This window comes from Microcoleus sp. A6-C6, from assembly GCF_036705955.1.
GTDB lineage: Bacteria > Cyanobacteriota > Cyanobacteriia > Cyanobacteriales > Microcoleaceae > Microcoleus.
The window spans coordinates 97,325-115,600 of the sequence record NZ_JAUBVR010000003.1; the positions used below are offsets into that span (position 1 = coordinate 97,325).

Consider the following 18,276-nt stretch of genomic DNA (forward strand, 5'->3'; position numbering starts at 1 on the left):
TCCACTGCCAAAATTAATCGCACTTGTTGTACCATCAGCTATATCCGTTGTGCCGTCTAATACTTGGATTTCTGGTACAGATACGTTGTAAGTGACACTATTATCCGTACTGGTACTAACAGTATTGTTATTGCCTACCGTATCAGTAACCCCGTTAGCTTTGATGCTGGCAATGACGTTCCCGCTACCTGTCATGCCGTTGACTGCAACAGTGTAAACAGGGCCGCTACCTGTGATAGTGGGTGTTAATGTTCCTGTTGCTGTACTCGCAGTTAAGTCGATATCAGCAGCATCGAAACCTGTGACAGGTTCGCTAAATGTGACGGTAAAGTTGATGGGTGAAGTAGCTGTCGGGTCGGTTTGTGCTACTGCTTGATTGATGGTGACAGTGGGTACAACAGTATCAATGACTATTGCTTTAGAAGCACCTAATGAGTTAGCCGCAGCAGGTGCCGGCAGAGTCAGTGTCGCATCGTTGGTGGCGGTGTCTTTAATCGTGCCGCCGTTGAGTGCCAGGGCAGCAGTTGAGAGATAATCTAAATCTGCACTGGTGTTGCCTGTGGCTACGGTGTAGTTGAAGGTGAGGGTGTTACTACCGCTACCGCTGGCATAGTTGACTGGTGTTCCTGCGCCTCCTGTGGCTAGGGTTAGTTGCGGAGTGCCTGTGACGGTGACGGGTTCGCTGAATTGTACGGTGATGGGGATAATCTGACCGACAGTATAAGTGCCATCGGTTGTAGTTGAGGTGATGCTAGTGACTGTGGGTAGAACGCCATCGACTAATACACCCGTGGTTGCACCGACGCTGTTGAGTGTCAATATGGCGTTGGCAGTGGCCGCATTTTGAATGGTTGCACCGCCACTGAGGGTTAAGGCTGTGCCGACTGCGATGCCGTTGGTGTCTAGGTTGCCGGATGCAACTGTGTAGCGGAAAATTTGGGTGGTGTTGCTGGCCCCTGTACCGACGAGGGTGGCGTTGACAGTGCCACCAGTGTCGAGGGTGATGGGGAGGACTGCACTACCTGTGCCTTGGGTGATGGTGACTGCTTGGCTGAAGGTAACGGTGAAGTCGAGGTTTTGTCCGATTCCGTAGCTGCCGTTGGCGACTGGGGTGACACTGGTAATTGTAGGTACGGGATTAATTGTAATATCGGCGGTTTCGGTGGCGGTACTGAAAACGCTGGATGTGGTGTTGTTGGTTCGATCTGTGGTGTAATCTGCTGTGCCACCATTGGTGCCTGTAATTTGATCCCAAGCGGCAAAGGTAATAGCATTAGCAACAGTGCCGTTATAACCTGCGTTGGGCACAAATCGGATTTTGGTGTTGGCATCACTGGCTAATTGTAGGGCGTTGGTGGCTGAAACGGCTGGGGCGTTTGTCCAGGTGGTGCCGCCGTCGAGGGTGTATTGCCAACTGCCGTTAGTGGTGTCTAAGGCGGTGATGGCGATGCCTTGTGCTGCACTGGCGTTGGGATCGGTGATGCCTGCGCTGTTAGCGATAATCGTGCTGACAAGTGTGCCTGTACTGGCGCTGTCGCCTTGATTTTGGGCGCTGAGGGTGGGGGTGCCGGAATTATCTAATACGGGGGAGTCGTTGACGAGGACGCTGACGGTGGTTGCGGCGCTGGTGCCGCTAGTGTCTTTGGCGGTGTAGGTGAAGGTGTCAACGCCGTTGAAGTTGGCGTTGGGGGTGTAGAAGATTTCTCTACCGGGATCGATCGCGATCGAATTCGGATAGACATCACTATTCGCATTCGGGTTAAAGGTGGGATCGGCGGCACCTGTTGTGGGATTTAATTTGGCGATATTGTTGCGGGCACTGCCACCGATGTTGGTGAAATTGCCGCCCACTATGGGGTTGCCGCTGCTGTCACTGGCGATCGCAGAGACATCACTATTCGCATTCGGGTTGAAGGTGGGATCGGCGGCACCTGTTGTGGGATTTAATTTGGCGATTCTGTTGCGGGTAGTGCCACCGATGGTGGTGAAACCGCCGCCCACTATGGGGTTGCCGCTGCTGTCACTGGCGATCGCATAGACATCACTATTCGCATTCGGGTTGAAGGTGGGATCGGCGACACCTGTGGTGGGGTTTAATTTGGCGATTCTGTTGCGGGTACTGCCACCGATGGTGGTGAAAAAGCCGCCGACTATGGGGTTGCCGCTGCTGTCTAGGGCGATCGCTAAGACATCACTATTCGCATTCGGGTTAAAGGTGGCATCGGCGACACCTGTGGTGGGGTTTAATTTGGCTATTTTGTTGCGGGGACTGCCGCCGATGTTGTTGAAATTCCCGCCCACTATGGGGTTGCCGCTGCTGTCTAGGGCGATCGCTAAGACATCACTATTCGCATTCGGGTTGAAGGTGGGATCTACTGTCCCATCGCTATTCAATCGAGCGATTCTGTTGCGTGCAACGCCACCGATATTGGTGAAAGCACCGCCTACATAAATCCAGTCGTTAATAATAGCTGTGCCGTTGGTGGGGGGGATGGCGATGCTTTGGACATTCAGTCTGCCGGTGCCGGTGTCGTTGGCTAAAACATCGATCTGGGTGGAAGTTGGGGTGGCGCTGACCAAGAGGGCTTTGTTATCTGCCGCCCCTGTTGGTAGGGTGTAGCTGTAGTTGGGAACGTTCAGGGATTGGGTTTCTATGTTCCCGATTTTTACTTCTAATTCCCAGTCTCCGCCGGCGGCTGAATTCCCGGTTTTGTTATTCGAGGCGGCGATATTTGCGCCTGTTAATTGATGCAGCTTTTGGATGAATTGCAATCCAGTTTCTTTGGCTGCTACATTGCAGCCGTAGAGGAGAATGTCGGCATTTTTTGTTAATGCTTTCCCCCACTGTTTAATTTTGTTGCTCCATTGGGGTAAGTTCTGATTGCTTAAGGTTTCTGAGCCGAAGTGTAAAGTGCCGGGGCTACCGTGGGAGAGGATATGAATTGCTTCTATATCGCTTTGATTGGCTAAGGTGTTGGTAATTTGTTCGATGGCGCTCAAATTTTCATTTAAAATGAAAATTTGAGCGCCATCGGCGCTGTTGGTAAGGGTTTGATAATCTGGGACGGTGGAGTCTACGAAAAGGATTTGCTTAGTCATGGTAGATTACCTGATTTAGTTTTGTTTGGGATTGTCAAGATTACTCAGCTTGCAGTTGATTTTTTGCGATCAAGATGCTCAGAATTAGTTACCGTTTTGTTGCAGCGGAAATAAATACGGAAAACTCGTTATTTTTGCTCATGGATTACCACATTCGATCTATACCACGAAGGAGGCCGTGACATCGCACCCTAAATTTAAATAATCTCTCTTTGACAAGAGATTGCATTCAGCATCTGAGACGGTATCTGCTTGAAGCTGGATGTTGCATAATTTTACGGGATTATCGCTGGTTTTTTTGCAAAATCTATCTGGCGGTAGATGGCTGTGCACTGATGCTGGGAATTATATTTTGGCGAGATCGAGATTAGTGCGATCGCTATCACGGCTTCTAATGACATCGGCAATTGCTTTATGTCGCACAATGTGGTATTGTAATTGGGATAAAAAATGATGAATCAAAAAAATTGCGATCGCCCATAAGTAAGTAATGACCATAAATGCGATCGCGCCTACGATAATTTGATAATCCTGCAATTCTCAATTACCAGCCAAACAATCTAATTGTGCTTGCATTTGATTTGTCACTAAATCGAAACAAGCATCAACATAATCGCGATCGCCCGCCGCCTCCTTACCGTACCTCTCAAATACAATCGGTTTGCACACGCGAGTCCGAATCTGCACGGGTAAAGGCAGATGTGGCAAAGGCCCAATACCCAACCCCCAAGGCAATCCCAAATACACCGGAAACACCACCGGATCGATGCCAAACAACCACGGCATCCCCAATTCATGCAATTGCTTAACTTCTTCGTACAAATCCGCCAAAACTATTAAAGTATCGTGGGCACCGTGGGATATAATTGGTACAATTGGCACTTCTTCTCGCAATGCTAATTTAATAAATCCCTTGCGTCCAGCAAAGTAGATTTTATTGCGTAAGTGATAGGGGCGAAAAGTATCTTCTGCGCCACCCGGATAGACGAGAACCGGGGCATTTTTTCGCAAAGCTGCGATCGCCATTTTAGGATGCGCCTTGATCGCGCCACACCGAACCGCCATGCTAGCAATCTCTGGCGAAACCTTCCAAACCGTGGGGTGCATCAATCCATAGGCCAAGCGTTCCGTACCGTACCTGTGGAACCATTCGTATAGGAACATAAACATATCAGGAGCGGCGATTCCTCCGTTGTGAGAGCCGACAACGAGCATTTTTCCGCTCGCTGGGACGTGGTGCCAGCCGTCGCTTTGTACGCGAAAATAGTAGCGGTACAGCCATTCCCAGATTGGCAGCAAAAGTTGAATGAAGTCGGGATTGCGATCGTCTAAGGATAAACCGTCCAAGCGAGAGGTTTGACTGTGGTTGCTGGGAGTGGATGCAGGATGTTTCATTGATTGGTGCTTAAGTGCGATCGGCAGAAAAAAGTTATCTTAAGTAATCACTAATCACAATTCAAGAGAAAAGTCAACACAGTTTCATCAATTCCCTTGAGTTTAAGCGGCTTATATTTAACAATTCGATCCTCCTCAACATAATCTGCAACCGCCGCCGAAATTAGCACAGTATTTGGTTCCGCCACCTCTTGCAAACGGGCAGCAATATTCACACTTGGCCCGATCGCAGTATAGTCCGATCGCTCCGGCCCACCAAACATCCCCACCACCGCAGTACCCTGATGAATTCCGCAGCGAAACCGCACCGGAGGCACCCCATTATCCCCAACAATTCCCTGCTCCATCCAGCGCTCGTTAAGCTCCTTGAGAGCTCGCAGCATTTGCCTTGCAGCAGCTATAGCGCGGCGTACTTGCTCATTCGGCGTTAGTTCCTCCGGCGCGCCAAAGAAAGCCATTACCGCATCTCCCACAAACTTGTCCACCGTACCACCGCTGTCAAAAATAGCCTTAGTCATTGCCGCCAAATATTCATTCAAAAGCTCAGCTACCCGGCGCGAGCGCAGCGTATTTGCCATTTCAGTAAAACCGACAATATCGCTAAACAAAATAGTAATCAATCGCGGTTCCGGGCGCAAATCCAAGGCCAAATCTCCAGCCGCTGCGGCCTTCACCATCGAAGGCGGCAAAAATCGGCGCAGCACCGACTCAGTTAAATAACTGTTTAACTGCTGCACTCGGCGCTCGTTTTGTTTGAGAGCGATCAAATTCCGCACTTCTGCCAACAATTCGCGATCGTTAAAAGGCTTAGACAAATAAGCATCAGCACCCCGTTCTACTCCTTCAATTCGAGTATCTTCGTCAGCTTTCGCCGTTAGCAAAATTACCGGAGTTCCCTTCAATTCTTCATCCTGTCGAATCATCCGAATCAAATCCAAACCCGAAATTAAAGGCATCATTAAATCCGTGACAATTAAATCCGGTCTGCGGTTTTTGGCCACGGCAAATCCTTCTTGTCCGTTGCGAGCGAGCAAAACTGCAAAGCCGGAATTTTGGAGAATTCCCGACACATAAAAGCGCAAATCTGGATTATCGTCAACAACCAAAACCGTGCCGGCTGCTGTTTCTGAACTTACCGGTTGGATCGCCTCAAAACTCTCATTGGCAAATTCAGCATCAGACAAATCACCTTCCACATCTGCCAGTTCCACCGCAGCTTTTGATGAGTGAAACTCCGCAGGTATTTCTAGTACCCGTTCCGGGGGCAAGTGAGTCGAACCGAAGTGCAGCCAGACGGTAAAAGTAGTACCTTCGCCGTAAACTGACTCCACGGAAATTTGACCGCCGTGGAGTTCGACTAATTCTTTGACAAGGGCCAAACCCAAACCGCTGCCTTCGTAGGAACGGTTGGCAGAACCTTCGGCTTGGCGAAAACGCTCGAACAAATAGGGAATTTGTTCGGTGCGAATGCCGATGCCGGTGTCTTTTACTTGCAGCAAGCAATGAGCGCCTGCGGGTTCAACTGTCAGGGTGATTGTTCCGCCTTCTGGGGTAAATTTGACAGCATTTGATAGCAAGTTGTAAATAACTTTGTCAAATCTTTCAATATCCAAATAAAGTAAAGGACATTCTTGCAGTTGGGTAATTAATTGCAGTCCTTTTTTATCGCAGTAGGCGCGGAACGACTCTGCGGTAGAGTAACAGAAACTGACTAAATCGCAGGGGCGAAAACTTGGCTGCATCCGTCCAGCATCGAGTCGCTGCAAGTCCAGCAATTGATTTACCAAGCGCAGGAGACGGCGCGAATTACGCAAAGCTATTACCGCTTGTTCGTAGGGTAAGTCTTCTTGGCGGCTGCAAGCTGATTCTAGGGGGCCGATGGTTAGTGTTAGAGGTGTGCGGAATTCGTGGGAGATATTTTGGAAAAATTCGGTTTTGAGCCGATCGGCTTCTAGGAGCCGTTCTGCCTGCTGTCTGGTAGTCTGGTAGAGGCGCGACTGCTGCACGGCTAAAGCAGCTTGAGTTGCGACTATTTGAGCCAGGTCAATGTCTGAGAGTTTCCAGTGGCGGATGGTGTGATTTTGGCGCAGGGAAATGCTGCCGATGATTTGGCCTTCGGAGATTAAGGGAACGACTAACAGGGCGCGGGCTGGCGATCGCACTTGCAGTTCTGTAACATTCATATCGGGGTGTTCGTCGAGGTCTTCGATCGCCACCGGCTCTTTTGATACCATAACTTGCAGCAGCACCGGATTGCCCCGAATCGGCACCAAAGATTGCGGCAAGGAAGGATGGGCAAAAACCCAGCCACCAGCGTTCGCAGCAGCACTCTCAGCAGCAGTTTCAGGGCCAGGAGGGTTCGCAACTACCTCTGGATTGTCAATAAAACCCGGTTCTACAGCCACGATATCCGTATGTGTGTCGTAGAGCCCGACGCACTGGACGTATTCATCATCTTCTGTCCACAGAGATAGGGCGCAGCCGTCAACTTGCAAAGCTTGGCCTAGTTGTTGAGTAATGGCTGCAAAAATATTTTGGGGGTCGAGGCTCGATCGAATTGCCGTAGTAATAGTATTGACTAAAGCCTCGCGCTTGGCCAGCGCCCGCACCTTTTCGTAAGCCCTCGCTTGAGAAAGCGCCAAAGCAGCTTGGTCGGCCACCGTAATTACCAACTGTACCTCATGGTCTTGCCACTGGCGCGGTCGATCGAATTGGTGCAGCGCCAAGACTGCCATCAGTTCCATTTTATAAAACAGGGGTACCATCAAGCTCGATCGAATATTCGCAGCTTGGTAAGCCTGCAATCGCCGCTGATTGTCCCAGTTTAAAACTCTCTCATCAGTTTGAGCATCTTGAATCACCTCCACATCCAGAGTTTTCCAAACCAAATCCGCCAGCAAATCCGGCGCAAGTCCAGAATCATCTAGGGGTATGGCTTCCGGCGCATGGTAAACGAACTGTTCATCAGCCGCCCGGCCGTCTTGGAAAGGTCGCAGCAGACAGCAACTCACCTCAAACATCTGCCCTACGCTTTCCACAATTCTTTGCAGCATTTGCTGGTAATTGGGAGCCGATCGAATAGTATTAGTAACGGCATAAAGCAGCGATTCTTGCGAGAGAGCCCTACGCAGCTCATTCGTGCGCGCTTTCAGGACATTGTGAGTATCAACAGCTTGACTGACAAGAACCCTGAGTTCTTCAGCATCCCAAGGCTTGGTAACGTATTTGAATACTTTGCCAGCATTAATCGCTTCAACTAAATCTTCAACATCCGTATAGCCAGTTAAAATAATTCGGATCACATCGGGGTATTGAGCCGCCGTCAGGCTGAGAAACTCCGTACCGCTCATTTTTGGCATTCGCTGGTCGGAAATAATCACAGCAACTTCTCCCGCTTTTGCCAAAATTTCAAGGGCGGCGGGGCCAGATTCGGCTCTGAGCACTTTGTAGTCTCGATGGAAGGTGCGGTAAAGCAAGTCGAGGTTATCCGGTTCGTCATCGACGATCAGAATTTTTAGCTTAGGATTTGATTGGGAATTCATGCACCGTTCTCCTGTGCCCCGGGGCAGTTCGATTTAATAAGTCTGATGAAAGGAAGAATTCGCGGGTTTCAATTGCTGAAGTCACAATAATTAGTGAATCTGAAGTTGTTGTGACTGTGCCGAAGCAAGCATCAACCTTGATGTTCGATGTCTGGGTTTTCAATTTGGAATTCTTCTGATTCATAGTTGTCTCTCGTGCACCCCAATTTTATTATTTAATGATATTCAGATAAACTCGTCTTGCGGGAAGTGTCCTTGACCTCTCACCTCTATCCTGATCGTGGAAACACGAATCGGGCACTTTTAACTGCCGTCTGGACATCTCATAATACATAGAAATAACCGTCCTGATTGTGAGTTGATTTACCAATTTTATGTGCTATTTTCGCTCCTTTGCCTGTTGTATTTGGTGTGTGAAAACTGTCTGTAGCACGATACAAGAGAGAAACAACATCTTCCCCTGTGTTTTTTCTGCCTAGATGACAGCAACTTTAACATTTCCCCTGATGATATGGCTTTCCTCTCCCGCGCCTGTGCCCCAGACTGATATTCGGGGGTGGCCCACAGACAACACAGGCGGGGAAGTGCGAGTGACGCAATTGCTGTACCATTTTAGTAAGACTGGCACTTTTTGGGCCTCGTGCAGACCTTCGAGAAGCCAATTACTGCGGCGAAACACCGCACTCTTGAGCATCCATCTGTTAATCTTAGCTAGGGATGTACTCTGTGGAAACCGATCGATCAACTCGATCGAAGTTTTGAAGGTCTCGATCGCGCGCAGCACAGTATCGCAGCACAAGACCTAGCCCCCCGGCGCAACAGGTAAGGCCAGTTCGCGAGGGGACGGGATTGCCTAGCACTGCTGAAAGCTGGGTTGTCTGGCTCTGGGGCTGGTGGCCAACATCCCACCTGCGATCATGCCCGGTATTAGTCTGGCAGATAGTTGAGTTGGTCAATTACCACTGGATGGATAAATTATATTCGATCGGGTATTTCCGCAAGCAGAGAGCGGTAGGCTTCCGGGAATCAGACGTTAAAACCTTTTTGATTGTTTTTAATAAGTTTCCCGCTACCCACAAATCTAGTATTAGGGGATAGGTTTTGATTGGCAATAAATTTAGTTTAAAATGCTGAATATTTCCAATTTACATCAGATAATAGTTAAAGTCAAGCACAAAAAAAATGTGATTTAATCGAGTTCATAAACTATGCCTATAAGTTATACCATTTTAAATTTGAGATTTGAGATTTGAGATTTGAAATGAGCAATGACTGATGAATATCATGGTTGGGAGTTCGTCTAAAGTTACATTCTTTTTTGGAAAGTGATATTACTTAACAGTTGACAGTTGACAGTTGACAGATGAGTGCGAAGTTTTTAGGCAGGGGCTTAAATCCCCTGCCTAAAAACAATCCACCTAAAGGTGGGGGCTTAAATCTCCTGTGATGCAGGTTATCACCAGAAGTGAAATTTCTCAGATGGGCAGATCGGAACCCGCGTATAAAAATTAATATAGTGACCTGGAATTGTGAATCCTTCCTTTTTTTCCTCACCTTCTCACCAACAACAAACTCCCGGACTTTCTGGGTTTTCGATCCGGGTGGCTGCGTCGAACGACTTGACACAGCTAGCCGATATTTTGGCAATGAGTTTTCACTCCCGCGAGGGGTTTGTAGAATGGGTGTATCCGGTGTTGCGTTTGGGCATTTACGAAGATTTAAAAAATCGACTGCGTTCTAAGGCAGAACACTACATTTGTCTCGTTGCTGAGCTAGTCTCGCGGGAGTCAGGAATGCAGAATTATCGATCGCACCAAACTCAGTCTATAGCAGGAACAATAGAAATGGCTCTGCGTTCTCGATTCCCTTGGCAAATCCCGAATTCAGACTATCCTTACTTGTCAAATTTAGCAGTTCACCCAGAGTATCGGCGGCAGGGAGTTGCTCAACAATTGCTCAACAACTGCGAGGATACAGCCAGAGAATGGGGATTTTCCGAGATTTACCTCCACGTTTTGGAAAATAATCACGCGGCGCGACAATTGTACTATCAAGCCGGCTATCGCTTGCAACAGGTGGATTGGCATTGGACTTATTGGCTGTTCGGCCAGCCGCGCCGGCTGTTTTTACGCAAGCAGATTTCGCTCTCATCAACTCAGTATGGGTAGTGGTACAGAAATAAGGCTTTTCGCACGCTCAATCGTCATGCAGAAAGAGTTGTATCGAATTGCATCATTGAAGAAAGTAGGACTACCCAATTTCTACCTGCTGCTTCACTTCTAGTTCAACTTGAGCCTCAACAAATGTAGTATAAATGGGAATATCCGATCTTATTGCTTCAAAGCTAATAACCAGAGAATAGGATGCTTCAGCATCTGGATCGTTATTCCAACCTTCATGTCCAACTACTGCAATGCAGAATGCTTCTGTGAGTTCAAATGACTTGACAACACTCCAATCCTTTTGAACAGTTCCCGCGCTTCTAGAGACACCATCAATTTTTCCATAGTTTTTGGCTCTTTTACCAATAGTCCACCTAAAACCTCCCTCTCCCTTTTCTGAATTCTCTGTAGCATCATACTCTTTTAAAATTCTAGCCAAAAACTTTTCTGGATCTTCTCCCTTTTTGCTACAATCCCAATCGAGCCAAGTTGAAAGATATTTTCGGCGATTTCTACGAGTTCGACGCGGTTGTGCTTTGTAAGACAGAGTAACTTCTACCAGAATCTCATGTTCTTCTCCCTGAGTCCGCAATTCTTCTGGCAATTGTACTTGATAAACATGAGCTTGTCTGGCTTTGATATGACGGTTTCCTCTGGTAATCAAAGTGATACGATTGGGAGAATTACCTAAAGCGCGATCGAGATTTGGAATGCCATAACCAATTTGACGAATAACGTGTAGCTTCTTCACATTATCTGCCATCGTCCACTCTGGCCATCTGGCCGATTGCACTATCAGCGCACGATACAAAAGGCAACTCTCATCAGGTAACTCAGCAGCAATACACGCAGCAATATGACTTACTTTTGGTGTCGCAAATGATGTTCCAACATTGTCAGAAGCAACGGCTGGCCCACCCTTCAAAGTCGATCGCACTAATTCAGGACAAACTTCTTTAGGATGAGTAAGATTAGGTGGTGTACCTTCATCTTTTACGAAATCTCCACCATATTCAACTACTTCGGGCTTAATAGTTTCCCAAATTCCAAATCCAGAGCATGAAAAAGCTGAGGGTTTATCCTTCTGTGAGATGGAAGAAGAGGATAGTGTATGATAAGAAGCTAGAGAAATTGAGCCAACAGTTAAGGCTTGAAAGCTTTGTGCAGGGTTAGCAATTCTACAAGAATCTTCTAAAAGATAATCGGGACACAGCCGATTTGCAGCAAGATGCTCTTGGACAGATAATCTTGTAGATCCTATTCTGCCATTTAAGGGTAAATTACCTGCTGCTACAATCAATAGGATATCCTTTTCCCATGTCAAATTATCAATCCCTGCCGCCCAAGCACTCATATATTGTGTGCGGCACGGAACAGACCCAGTGATAGAATGGTTGAAAATTCTTGTTTTTGTTTTACTGTGATAAAACTCCACAATATCACCTAGTAAGTTGGGTGGAAATAGCTGTGTAGGTAGTTGACACTTAGCATCAAGGATTCTCGCATTTTGAATCCAGCAAACAGCTTTTTCGTTTCCAGTACGAGGTATCGTGATGGGGTAAAGGACTGCACCAGCTACTCTTGTTCCGTGTCCGCCATGAACATAGTCAGCAGTTTTCTCAGTTTCTCCTGGAACCCAAGACCTTGAATTGCCTGAATCAATTGCTGCCTTTAGAAGAGAATGACTCTCTTGAATACCACTATCTATAACGCATACGTTAGGAGCCTTTGATTCGGGCGGTTGTAATTCAAAAGGAGGAGTATCAACATCAGATAAATTTTCCCGCTCAACGAACTCAGCAACCTCATCAGGCCAACTCACATCAAAAATATAGGGGAAATTGAAAACTAAGTCTTTTAGTCCCTTGCCAGAAATTTGAATGCGGCAGGAAAAACTATCTGGTAGTTGAGAAGATTTAGGAATAGCTCCATCCACAATATTTAAAATCTCTCCCCGATAAGCTTGGACAAATTCCGTAAACTCATCTTCTCTTTGCGACTTGATATCATCCCATTGCTGGTAATTTAAATCACGTTTTTTACTCCATCTGGTGAATCTTTGAATAAATTTTTCATTACTTTCATTAGGCTTTATTTCTGGGCAATCAGGCAATTGTGACTTAGTTCCTAGACAAGCGATGCCTAGATCCACAGTATATATTCGATCATCTCTAATTTGCTCCCATTCATTAAGTATTTCTGGTGAAAGGATGTACTCAGGTCGCTTAATTCCATCAACAATATCCCATATTCCTGGAACTTTACCACCACCTCGCTCAGCATTAATAAAATTTTCTATCTTTTTTTGTAGTTCACTAAAGTCTGTATCATCAGCAGAAGCACCAATAATATATCCATTTTCTAATTCAGCAATTACCTCAATGCCATATTTTCTGAGATCCTCTAAATCGAATGCAATAGGGTCAATCTGTAAAATGATAGGTATAGCTTTTTCCGGCAGTGGTGGCTTTTCCTCTTCCTCTCTTTTTTCTTGATTATTTTGCCAATTCAAAATTAACGAGTCTAACGAAGTCTTTAATCTACTTCCATGTCCTTGCCGATTGCTAGCATTTGCTGATGTTATTGGATTTGGTTTTCCTCCTCCGTTTTGAGGGGCAGCAATTCCTTCTCTTACAATTTTTAGTTGAATATGTGGAAATCTATCAGAACGTTCAACCATTTAGTTCTCCCAACACCAAAAATTAAGTTTATGTTACCTTGATTTCTTTAATTGCTTCTTGCAAATGTTCGTGAATGACTAGCTCCTCTCGCTCAAGAATTGCCCGTTTAGCAGCATCTTGTGCAACCCTCACGGCTTGAGCAGCAGAAAAATCTCTCATCATATCAACGATCGCAGGCCAGTCGATCGAGCCAACTTCAATGGCAGATAGTGTTTCCTTTAAGATAAATTCTAACTCTTTTTTCCCCGGTTTGGGTACTTCAATCAAATCATCAAAACGCCTCCAGAGTGCAGTATCAAGAGATTTATTCAGGTTAGTAGCTGCTACAAGAAGACCCGATGTCGGTTCATATTCATCCAAGATTTGCAGAAATGTATTGACGACGCGCTTCATTTCTCCTACTTCCTGATAATCTTCTCTTGACTTAGCAATTGAGTCGCATTCATCAAGAAACAACAAGCAGGGATTTTTTGACGCATCCTCAAAAACAACTCTCAAGTTGCTCGCAGTTTCTCCTAAAAAAGATGATACCATTGCATCAAATCGAACTTTCAGAAGTGGTAAACCTGTATTCCAAGCTAAACGTTCTGCTCCCAGTGTTTTGCCACAGCCGGGGAGACCATACAGCAGAATTTTTTGCCTGTAGCGGAGCCCGTGATGAGCAAGCCTATCTCTTGCTGCATACTCGCGCTCAATTCGCTGGAAACGTTTCTCAATAACTTCAGGCAGTACCATGTGATGCCGCAGTTTTTCTCTTGGTATGACAGTAACTAAAGGAAGATTAAATCGCTTACTGGTTGGCAGCTCACTTAGGGCTTGTAGGCTTTTTGGTACTGCCGAAGTAGATGAGCTTTTGGAGGTAGATTTCTCTTTCTGGCTCTTCTTCGTAATATTCTCTAATTGGTCTGCTAGGAGCGTGTGTCCCTTTTTGCGTTCTTCCTCGATAACTAGATATGTCAATTTGTCGATCGCCTCTGTGTCGGAACTGGCGATCGCTTTAAATAGCCTTTTAAGAACTTCTGCTTTCATAGCGCCTCTCACTATAGTAGAGAGTACACTACTAATGATAACTTGATTTATTAATCAACGTACAAAATCAATTAAATTAGGTGGGGGCTTGCGCCCTCACCTAATTTAGAGATGATTAGGTAGGGGCTTGCACCCTCACCTAGTCTACAGATGATTAATAATCGAAGTCGCCGCCGCCCATGCCGCCGCCGCCGCCAGAAGCAGCGCCTTCTTTGGGTTCGGGCTTGTCAACAACGATGCACTCGGTTGTCAACACCATGCCGGCAATAGATGCAGCATTTTGCAGAGCAGAACGAGTTACCTTAGCTGGGTCAACGATACCAGCTTCAAACATATCGACAAACTCATTTGTCGCTGCGTTGAAACCGACGTTGAACGGCTTTTCTTTGACGCGCTCAGCAATGACAGCGCCATTCAAACCAGCGTTTTCAGCAATGCGCTTCAGAGGAGCAGCCAGAGCCCGTGCCACAATCAAAGCACCGGTCAATTCTTCGCCCTTCAGATTGGCGTTCGCCCACTCTTCCAATTGAGGAGTTAGGTGAGCCAAAGTTGTACCGCCGCCGGGGACGATGCCTTCTTCGACAGCAGCTTTGGTGGCGTTGATTGCATCTTCAAGACGCAATTTGCGATCCTTCATTTCGGTTTCGGTAGCTGCGCCGACTTTGATGACTGCGACGCCGCCAGCCAATTTGGCCAAACGTTCTTGCAGCTTTTCTTTGTCGTAGGAAGATTCGGTTTCGTCCATTTGACGACGAATTTGTTCGCAACGCGACTTGACGGCGACTTCGTTACCTTCGGCAACAATTGTGGTGCTGTCTTTGGTGATGGTGACGCGGCGAGCTTTGCCGATCATTTCGAGCTTGGTATTTTCCAGTTTCAAACCGGCGTCTTCGGTGATTAGTTGACCGCCGGTCAATACGGCGATATCTTCTAACATGGCTTTGCGTCGATCGCCAAAACCAGGTGCTTTCACAGCAGTCACGTTCAACACACCGCGCAGCTTGTTGACAACGAGAGTAGCTAAAGCTTCTTTCTCAATGTCTTCTGCAATGATCAGCAGCGGGCGGCCGGAACGAGCTACTTGTTCGAGCACGGGTACTAAATCCTGTACCATACCGATTTTTTTGTCGGTCAGCAAGATGAAGGGTTCTTCTAGAACTGCTTCCATCCGTTCGGTGTCGGTGACGAAGTAGGGAGAAATGTAGCCTTTGTCGAAGCGCATCCCTTCGGTGATTTCGAGTTCGGTGGTCATAGACTTCCCTTCTTCCAGGGAAATTACGCCTTCCTTGCCCACTTTGTCCATTGCGTTGGCAATCATTTGGCCGACTTCATCGTCGTTACCAGCAGAGATTGAGCCTACTTGAGCGATGGATTTGGAATCTACTACTTGTTTGGCGTGTTCGGCAATTTTTTCTACCAAGAAGCCGGTTGCTTTGTCAACACCGCGTTTGAGGGCGATCGCATTTGCGCCGGCTGCTACGTTCCGCAGGCCTTCTTTGACCATTGCGTGAGCTAGAACAGTAGCTGTTGTGGTACCGTCGCCTGCTGCGTCGTTGGTTTTGGAGGCTGCTTGACGGATCAAGGCAACGCCTGTATTTTCTACATGGTCTTCTAGTTCGATTTCTTTGGCGATGGTAACACCGTCATTGACGATTTGAGGAGCGCCAAATTTCTTTTCGAGAACCACGTTACGGCCTTTGGGGCCGAGGGTTACTGCTACTGCTTCGGCGAGAATGTCCATACCGCGTTCGAGGGCGCGACGTGCATTTTCGTTATAGATGATGCGCTTAGCCATAGTTTTTGGGGATGATAGGGTTTGAGATTTGGGATTGGGGGGTGGATGTTAGTCATTTGTCCTGTGTCATTAGTTGTTTGGCGGCGTTCGCTTTAAACTAATGACTGATGACTAATGATTGATGACTAATGATTAATTAGTTAACGATCGCCAGAATGTCTTTTTCGGCTAGCAAGACGTATTCGTCGGTGCCGAGTTTGATGTCGGTGCCTGCGTACTTCGAGTAGAGAACTTTGTCGCCGACTTTGACTTCCATTTCCACGCGCTTGCCGTCGTCATTGCGCTTGCCGGGGCCCACGGCCGCGACTTCGCCTACTTGGGGCTTTTCCTTTGCTGTGTCGGGCAGAAGGATGCCGCCGGCGGTTTTTTCTTCGCTAGCGCTTACTTTCACGAACACGCGCTCGCCTAAAGGTTTAACGGTAGAAACACTCAGTGATACTGCTGCCATAAATAAATCTCCAGATTACAGTTCCTAGTCAGTTAGCCGTTCGGAGTCGCTCTGAAAGCAACAGCCGACTGCTTACTACTGACATATTAGCACTCTCGACTCCTGAGTGCTAATTTAGCTTTAGTTAGGGGCGATCGCAACTTATCTGTCTGTACGGGTTCCCGAACCGAGAATGAGTGGAAGGGGCTGAAATGGGGACAGGGAGAGCGGGAGAGTGGGAGAGTGGGAGAGTGGTGATGACTTTCGATCGCCGAAAAATTAGTGTTGACAAATGAATATAATGACAAAAAATCAGGATGAATCTTGCAGCCAAGGCTTGAGGGCTTGTGTCAAAAGCCTGGGAATCGATCGAATTGATCGACATATTTTTATCTGCGCCGACCAAACCGTACCCAAGTGTTGCGATCGAGAAAGCAGTCTGGTGGCTTGGAATTACTTAAAAAAACGCTTGCAAGAATTGGGGTTGGACAAGCCAAATCCCGATCGGCCGAGCTGCATTTTTCGGACTAAAGCCAACTGCCTGCGAGTGTGCTCGTCTGGCCCGATTATGGTAGTGTATCCAGACGGAGTGTGGTACCGCGATGTTACGCCCCCCGTCATCGAGAGAATTATTCAGGAACATCTCCTAAACTCAAAGGTGGTTGAAGAATACGCTTTTTTAACTCATCCTTTGCCGGAGCCTGCTGAGGCGAAAGCAAATATTTAACGATAGCGCTGTGAAAAAGCACAGCATGATAAGTAAGGTGTTAGCTTTAACGCGGTAAAGTAGAGAGCGTGAGCGCGTTGTTCGATCGCACCTGAGTCGCGATCGAACAACTGTAGTTTCCTGTCTTTGTCTGGTAGTCCTGCTTCTCGCTTTGGTTTTTTTTAGGAGGTACATCGAAGTAGTTCGATCGCCCTCTGGCGAAAGTTTACCCAAAAGTTTCTCAGTAGCGGACATCAGGCAGTTTGCCAAACTACACTATAAATAGTTAAATACGTAAGTAGGGAGCCTGCTTAAATTTCTCTATATCAGAAGTATCATTTAAAACCGGGGCATCAACTTGTAATTGAACCGATCGAGATTAAATATTTAACTTGGACTCTCTAGCAGGAGTCTTCCATCAATCAAGGCCGATCGTGACGACGGGCGATCGTCCATTACAGGTTTTGGCTCCGTTCCCAGTCGCAAGACATTCACAAACGGGCATCGAACACTGGTTGGGAAGCGGTAATACCCGCCCCGCTTTCCCCTCGCCACCATCCCTTCACCCCACCGCAGTCCTCCACCCCCAGCCGGGGTGACAGGGGACTGACGGCAAAAACAGGAGTGAAAACAAGGAATTGTGCGGGATACTTTAGCGGGAAAAAGCATGAAGGACAATAATTCAGGAGACCAAAAACGGCTGATGCTGGTTGACGACGACCCAAACTTGATCTTGCTAGTCAAAGATTACTTAGAATTTCGGGGTTACAACGTCTTTACAGCAGAAAACGGCAGACACGCTCTAGAAAAACTCGAACAAGAAGTCCCCGATTTGATCATCTGTGATGTGATGATGCCGGAAATGGACGGGTACACTTTAGTCAAACACATCAGAGAAGACCCTCGCACGAGCTGGATTCCAGTTCTTTTCTTGTCGGCCAAAGGTCAAAGTTCCGATCGAGTAAAAGGCTTGAGCACAGGGGCTGACGTTTATATAGTCAAGCCTTTTGAACCGGAAGAACTGGTAGCCCAAGTAGAATCTTCTCTGAAAGCAGCATCCCGCTTGATTCGCCACTCAAATCCAGGTATTGAGAGCGGCCCGAAAATTAAGGCGCGCCGCAATGTCGAATTGACTCCCACGGAGTTAAAGGTGGTACAGTTGCTAGCCCAGGGTATGGCAAACCGCCAGATCGCAGAGGTGATGAATGTCAGCCAGCGGACGATAGAGAGCCACGTTAGTAATATGTTGGGCAAAACAGGTTTGCACAACCGGACAGAGTTAGCTCGCTGGGCCCTGGAAAGCAAAAAGGCTTGATCCTAGACCCTCTGCTATCAGATCAGGGGAGCATTCATCGACTGCAATGGGCTGCTGTATCCCAGCCTGCTGGGCGGTACGTCGGTAGTTGGAAGCCCTATTAACCTTGACACCGCAGTCGCCCT

12 protein-coding genes are annotated in these 18,276 nt (G+C 47.3%); 3 read left to right on the forward strand and 9 right to left on the reverse strand.

The window, feature by feature from the left end; genetic code table 11:
• The 5 genes from QUB52_RS02785 to QUB52_RS02805 form a co-directional block, all read right to left on the reverse strand.
• On the reverse strand, nucleotides 1–3,099 hold a 3,099-nt coding region (locus QUB52_RS02785), incomplete at its 3' end, for a DUF4347 domain-containing protein (protein ID WP_332976109.1).
• Nucleotides 3,100–3,444: 345 nt separating this feature from the next.
• A complete protein-coding gene (locus tag QUB52_RS02790) occupies nucleotides 3,445–3,636 on the reverse strand; it encodes a hypothetical protein (RefSeq protein WP_332972365.1) in 192 nt (63 codons plus the stop codon).
• A gap of 3 nt (nucleotides 3,637–3,639) precedes the next feature.
• Nucleotides 3,640–4,494: a lysophospholipid acyltransferase family protein gene (locus QUB52_RS02795; protein WP_332972366.1), complete on the reverse strand. Its 855-nt coding sequence runs from the start codon at nucleotides 4,492–4,494 to the stop codon at nucleotides 3,640–3,642.
• Nucleotides 4,495–4,544: 50 nt separating this feature from the next.
• Nucleotides 4,545–8,036 carry a response regulator gene (locus tag QUB52_RS02800; RefSeq protein WP_332972367.1) on the reverse strand — a complete coding sequence of 1,164 codons (3,492 nt, stop codon included), beginning with the start codon at nucleotides 8,034–8,036 and terminating at the stop codon, nucleotides 4,545–4,547.
• Nucleotides 8,037–8,511: 475 nt separating this feature from the next.
• Nucleotides 8,512–8,835 (reverse strand): hypothetical protein, encoded by a 324-nt coding sequence (locus tag QUB52_RS02805; RefSeq protein WP_332965695.1) that lies wholly within the window; start codon nucleotides 8,833–8,835, stop codon nucleotides 8,512–8,514.
• A gap of 730 nt (nucleotides 8,836–9,565) precedes the next feature.
• Here QUB52_RS02805 and QUB52_RS02810 point away from each other — a divergent pair.
• Nucleotides 9,566–10,204 (forward strand): GNAT family N-acetyltransferase, encoded by a 639-nt coding sequence (locus tag QUB52_RS02810; RefSeq protein ID WP_332972368.1) that lies wholly within the window; start codon nucleotides 9,566–9,568, stop codon nucleotides 10,202–10,204.
• Between the two features lie 82 nt (nucleotides 10,205–10,286).
• Here QUB52_RS02810 and QUB52_RS02815 read toward each other — a convergent pair whose 3' ends face one another.
• The 4 genes from QUB52_RS02815 to groES form a co-directional block, all read right to left on the reverse strand.
• The gene (locus QUB52_RS02815; protein ID WP_332972369.1) at nucleotides 10,287–12,878 is read right to left on the reverse strand and encodes a S8 family peptidase; all 2,592 of its coding nucleotides are present in this window, start codon (nucleotides 12,876–12,878) and stop codon (nucleotides 10,287–10,289) included.
• Between the two features lie 28 nt (nucleotides 12,879–12,906).
• Entirely contained in the window at nucleotides 12,907–13,908 is a 1,002-nt protein-coding gene (locus QUB52_RS02820; RefSeq protein ID WP_332972370.1) for an ATP-binding protein, read from the reverse strand.
• A 154-nt stretch (nucleotides 13,909–14,062) separates the two neighbouring features.
• On the reverse strand, nucleotides 14,063–15,703 hold the full coding sequence (gene groL / locus QUB52_RS02825) for a chaperonin GroEL (RefSeq protein ID WP_265235779.1): 1,641 nt from the start codon (nucleotides 15,701–15,703) through the stop codon (nucleotides 14,063–14,065).
• 136 nt (nucleotides 15,704–15,839) lie between these two features.
• Nucleotides 15,840–16,151 carry a co-chaperone GroES gene (gene groES / locus QUB52_RS02830; RefSeq protein WP_194008182.1) on the reverse strand — a complete coding sequence of 104 codons (312 nt, stop codon included), beginning with the start codon at nucleotides 16,149–16,151 and terminating at the stop codon, nucleotides 15,840–15,842.
• A 280-nt stretch (nucleotides 16,152–16,431) separates the two neighbouring features.
• On the opposite strand from groES, the gene QUB52_RS02835 reads away from it, so the two are divergent.
• Together QUB52_RS02835 and QUB52_RS02840 are read left to right on the forward strand one after the other, a co-directional pair.
• Nucleotides 16,432–16,857, forward strand: a complete 426-nt coding sequence (locus tag QUB52_RS02835; RefSeq protein WP_265235780.1) for a (2Fe-2S) ferredoxin domain-containing protein — start codon at nucleotides 16,432–16,434, stop codon at nucleotides 16,855–16,857.
• Between the two features lie 646 nt (nucleotides 16,858–17,503).
• On the forward strand, nucleotides 17,504–18,151 hold the full coding sequence (locus QUB52_RS02840; RefSeq protein WP_265235782.1) for a response regulator transcription factor: 648 nt from the start codon (nucleotides 17,504–17,506) through the stop codon (nucleotides 18,149–18,151).
• Nucleotides 18,152–18,276: the final 125 nt, after the last annotated feature.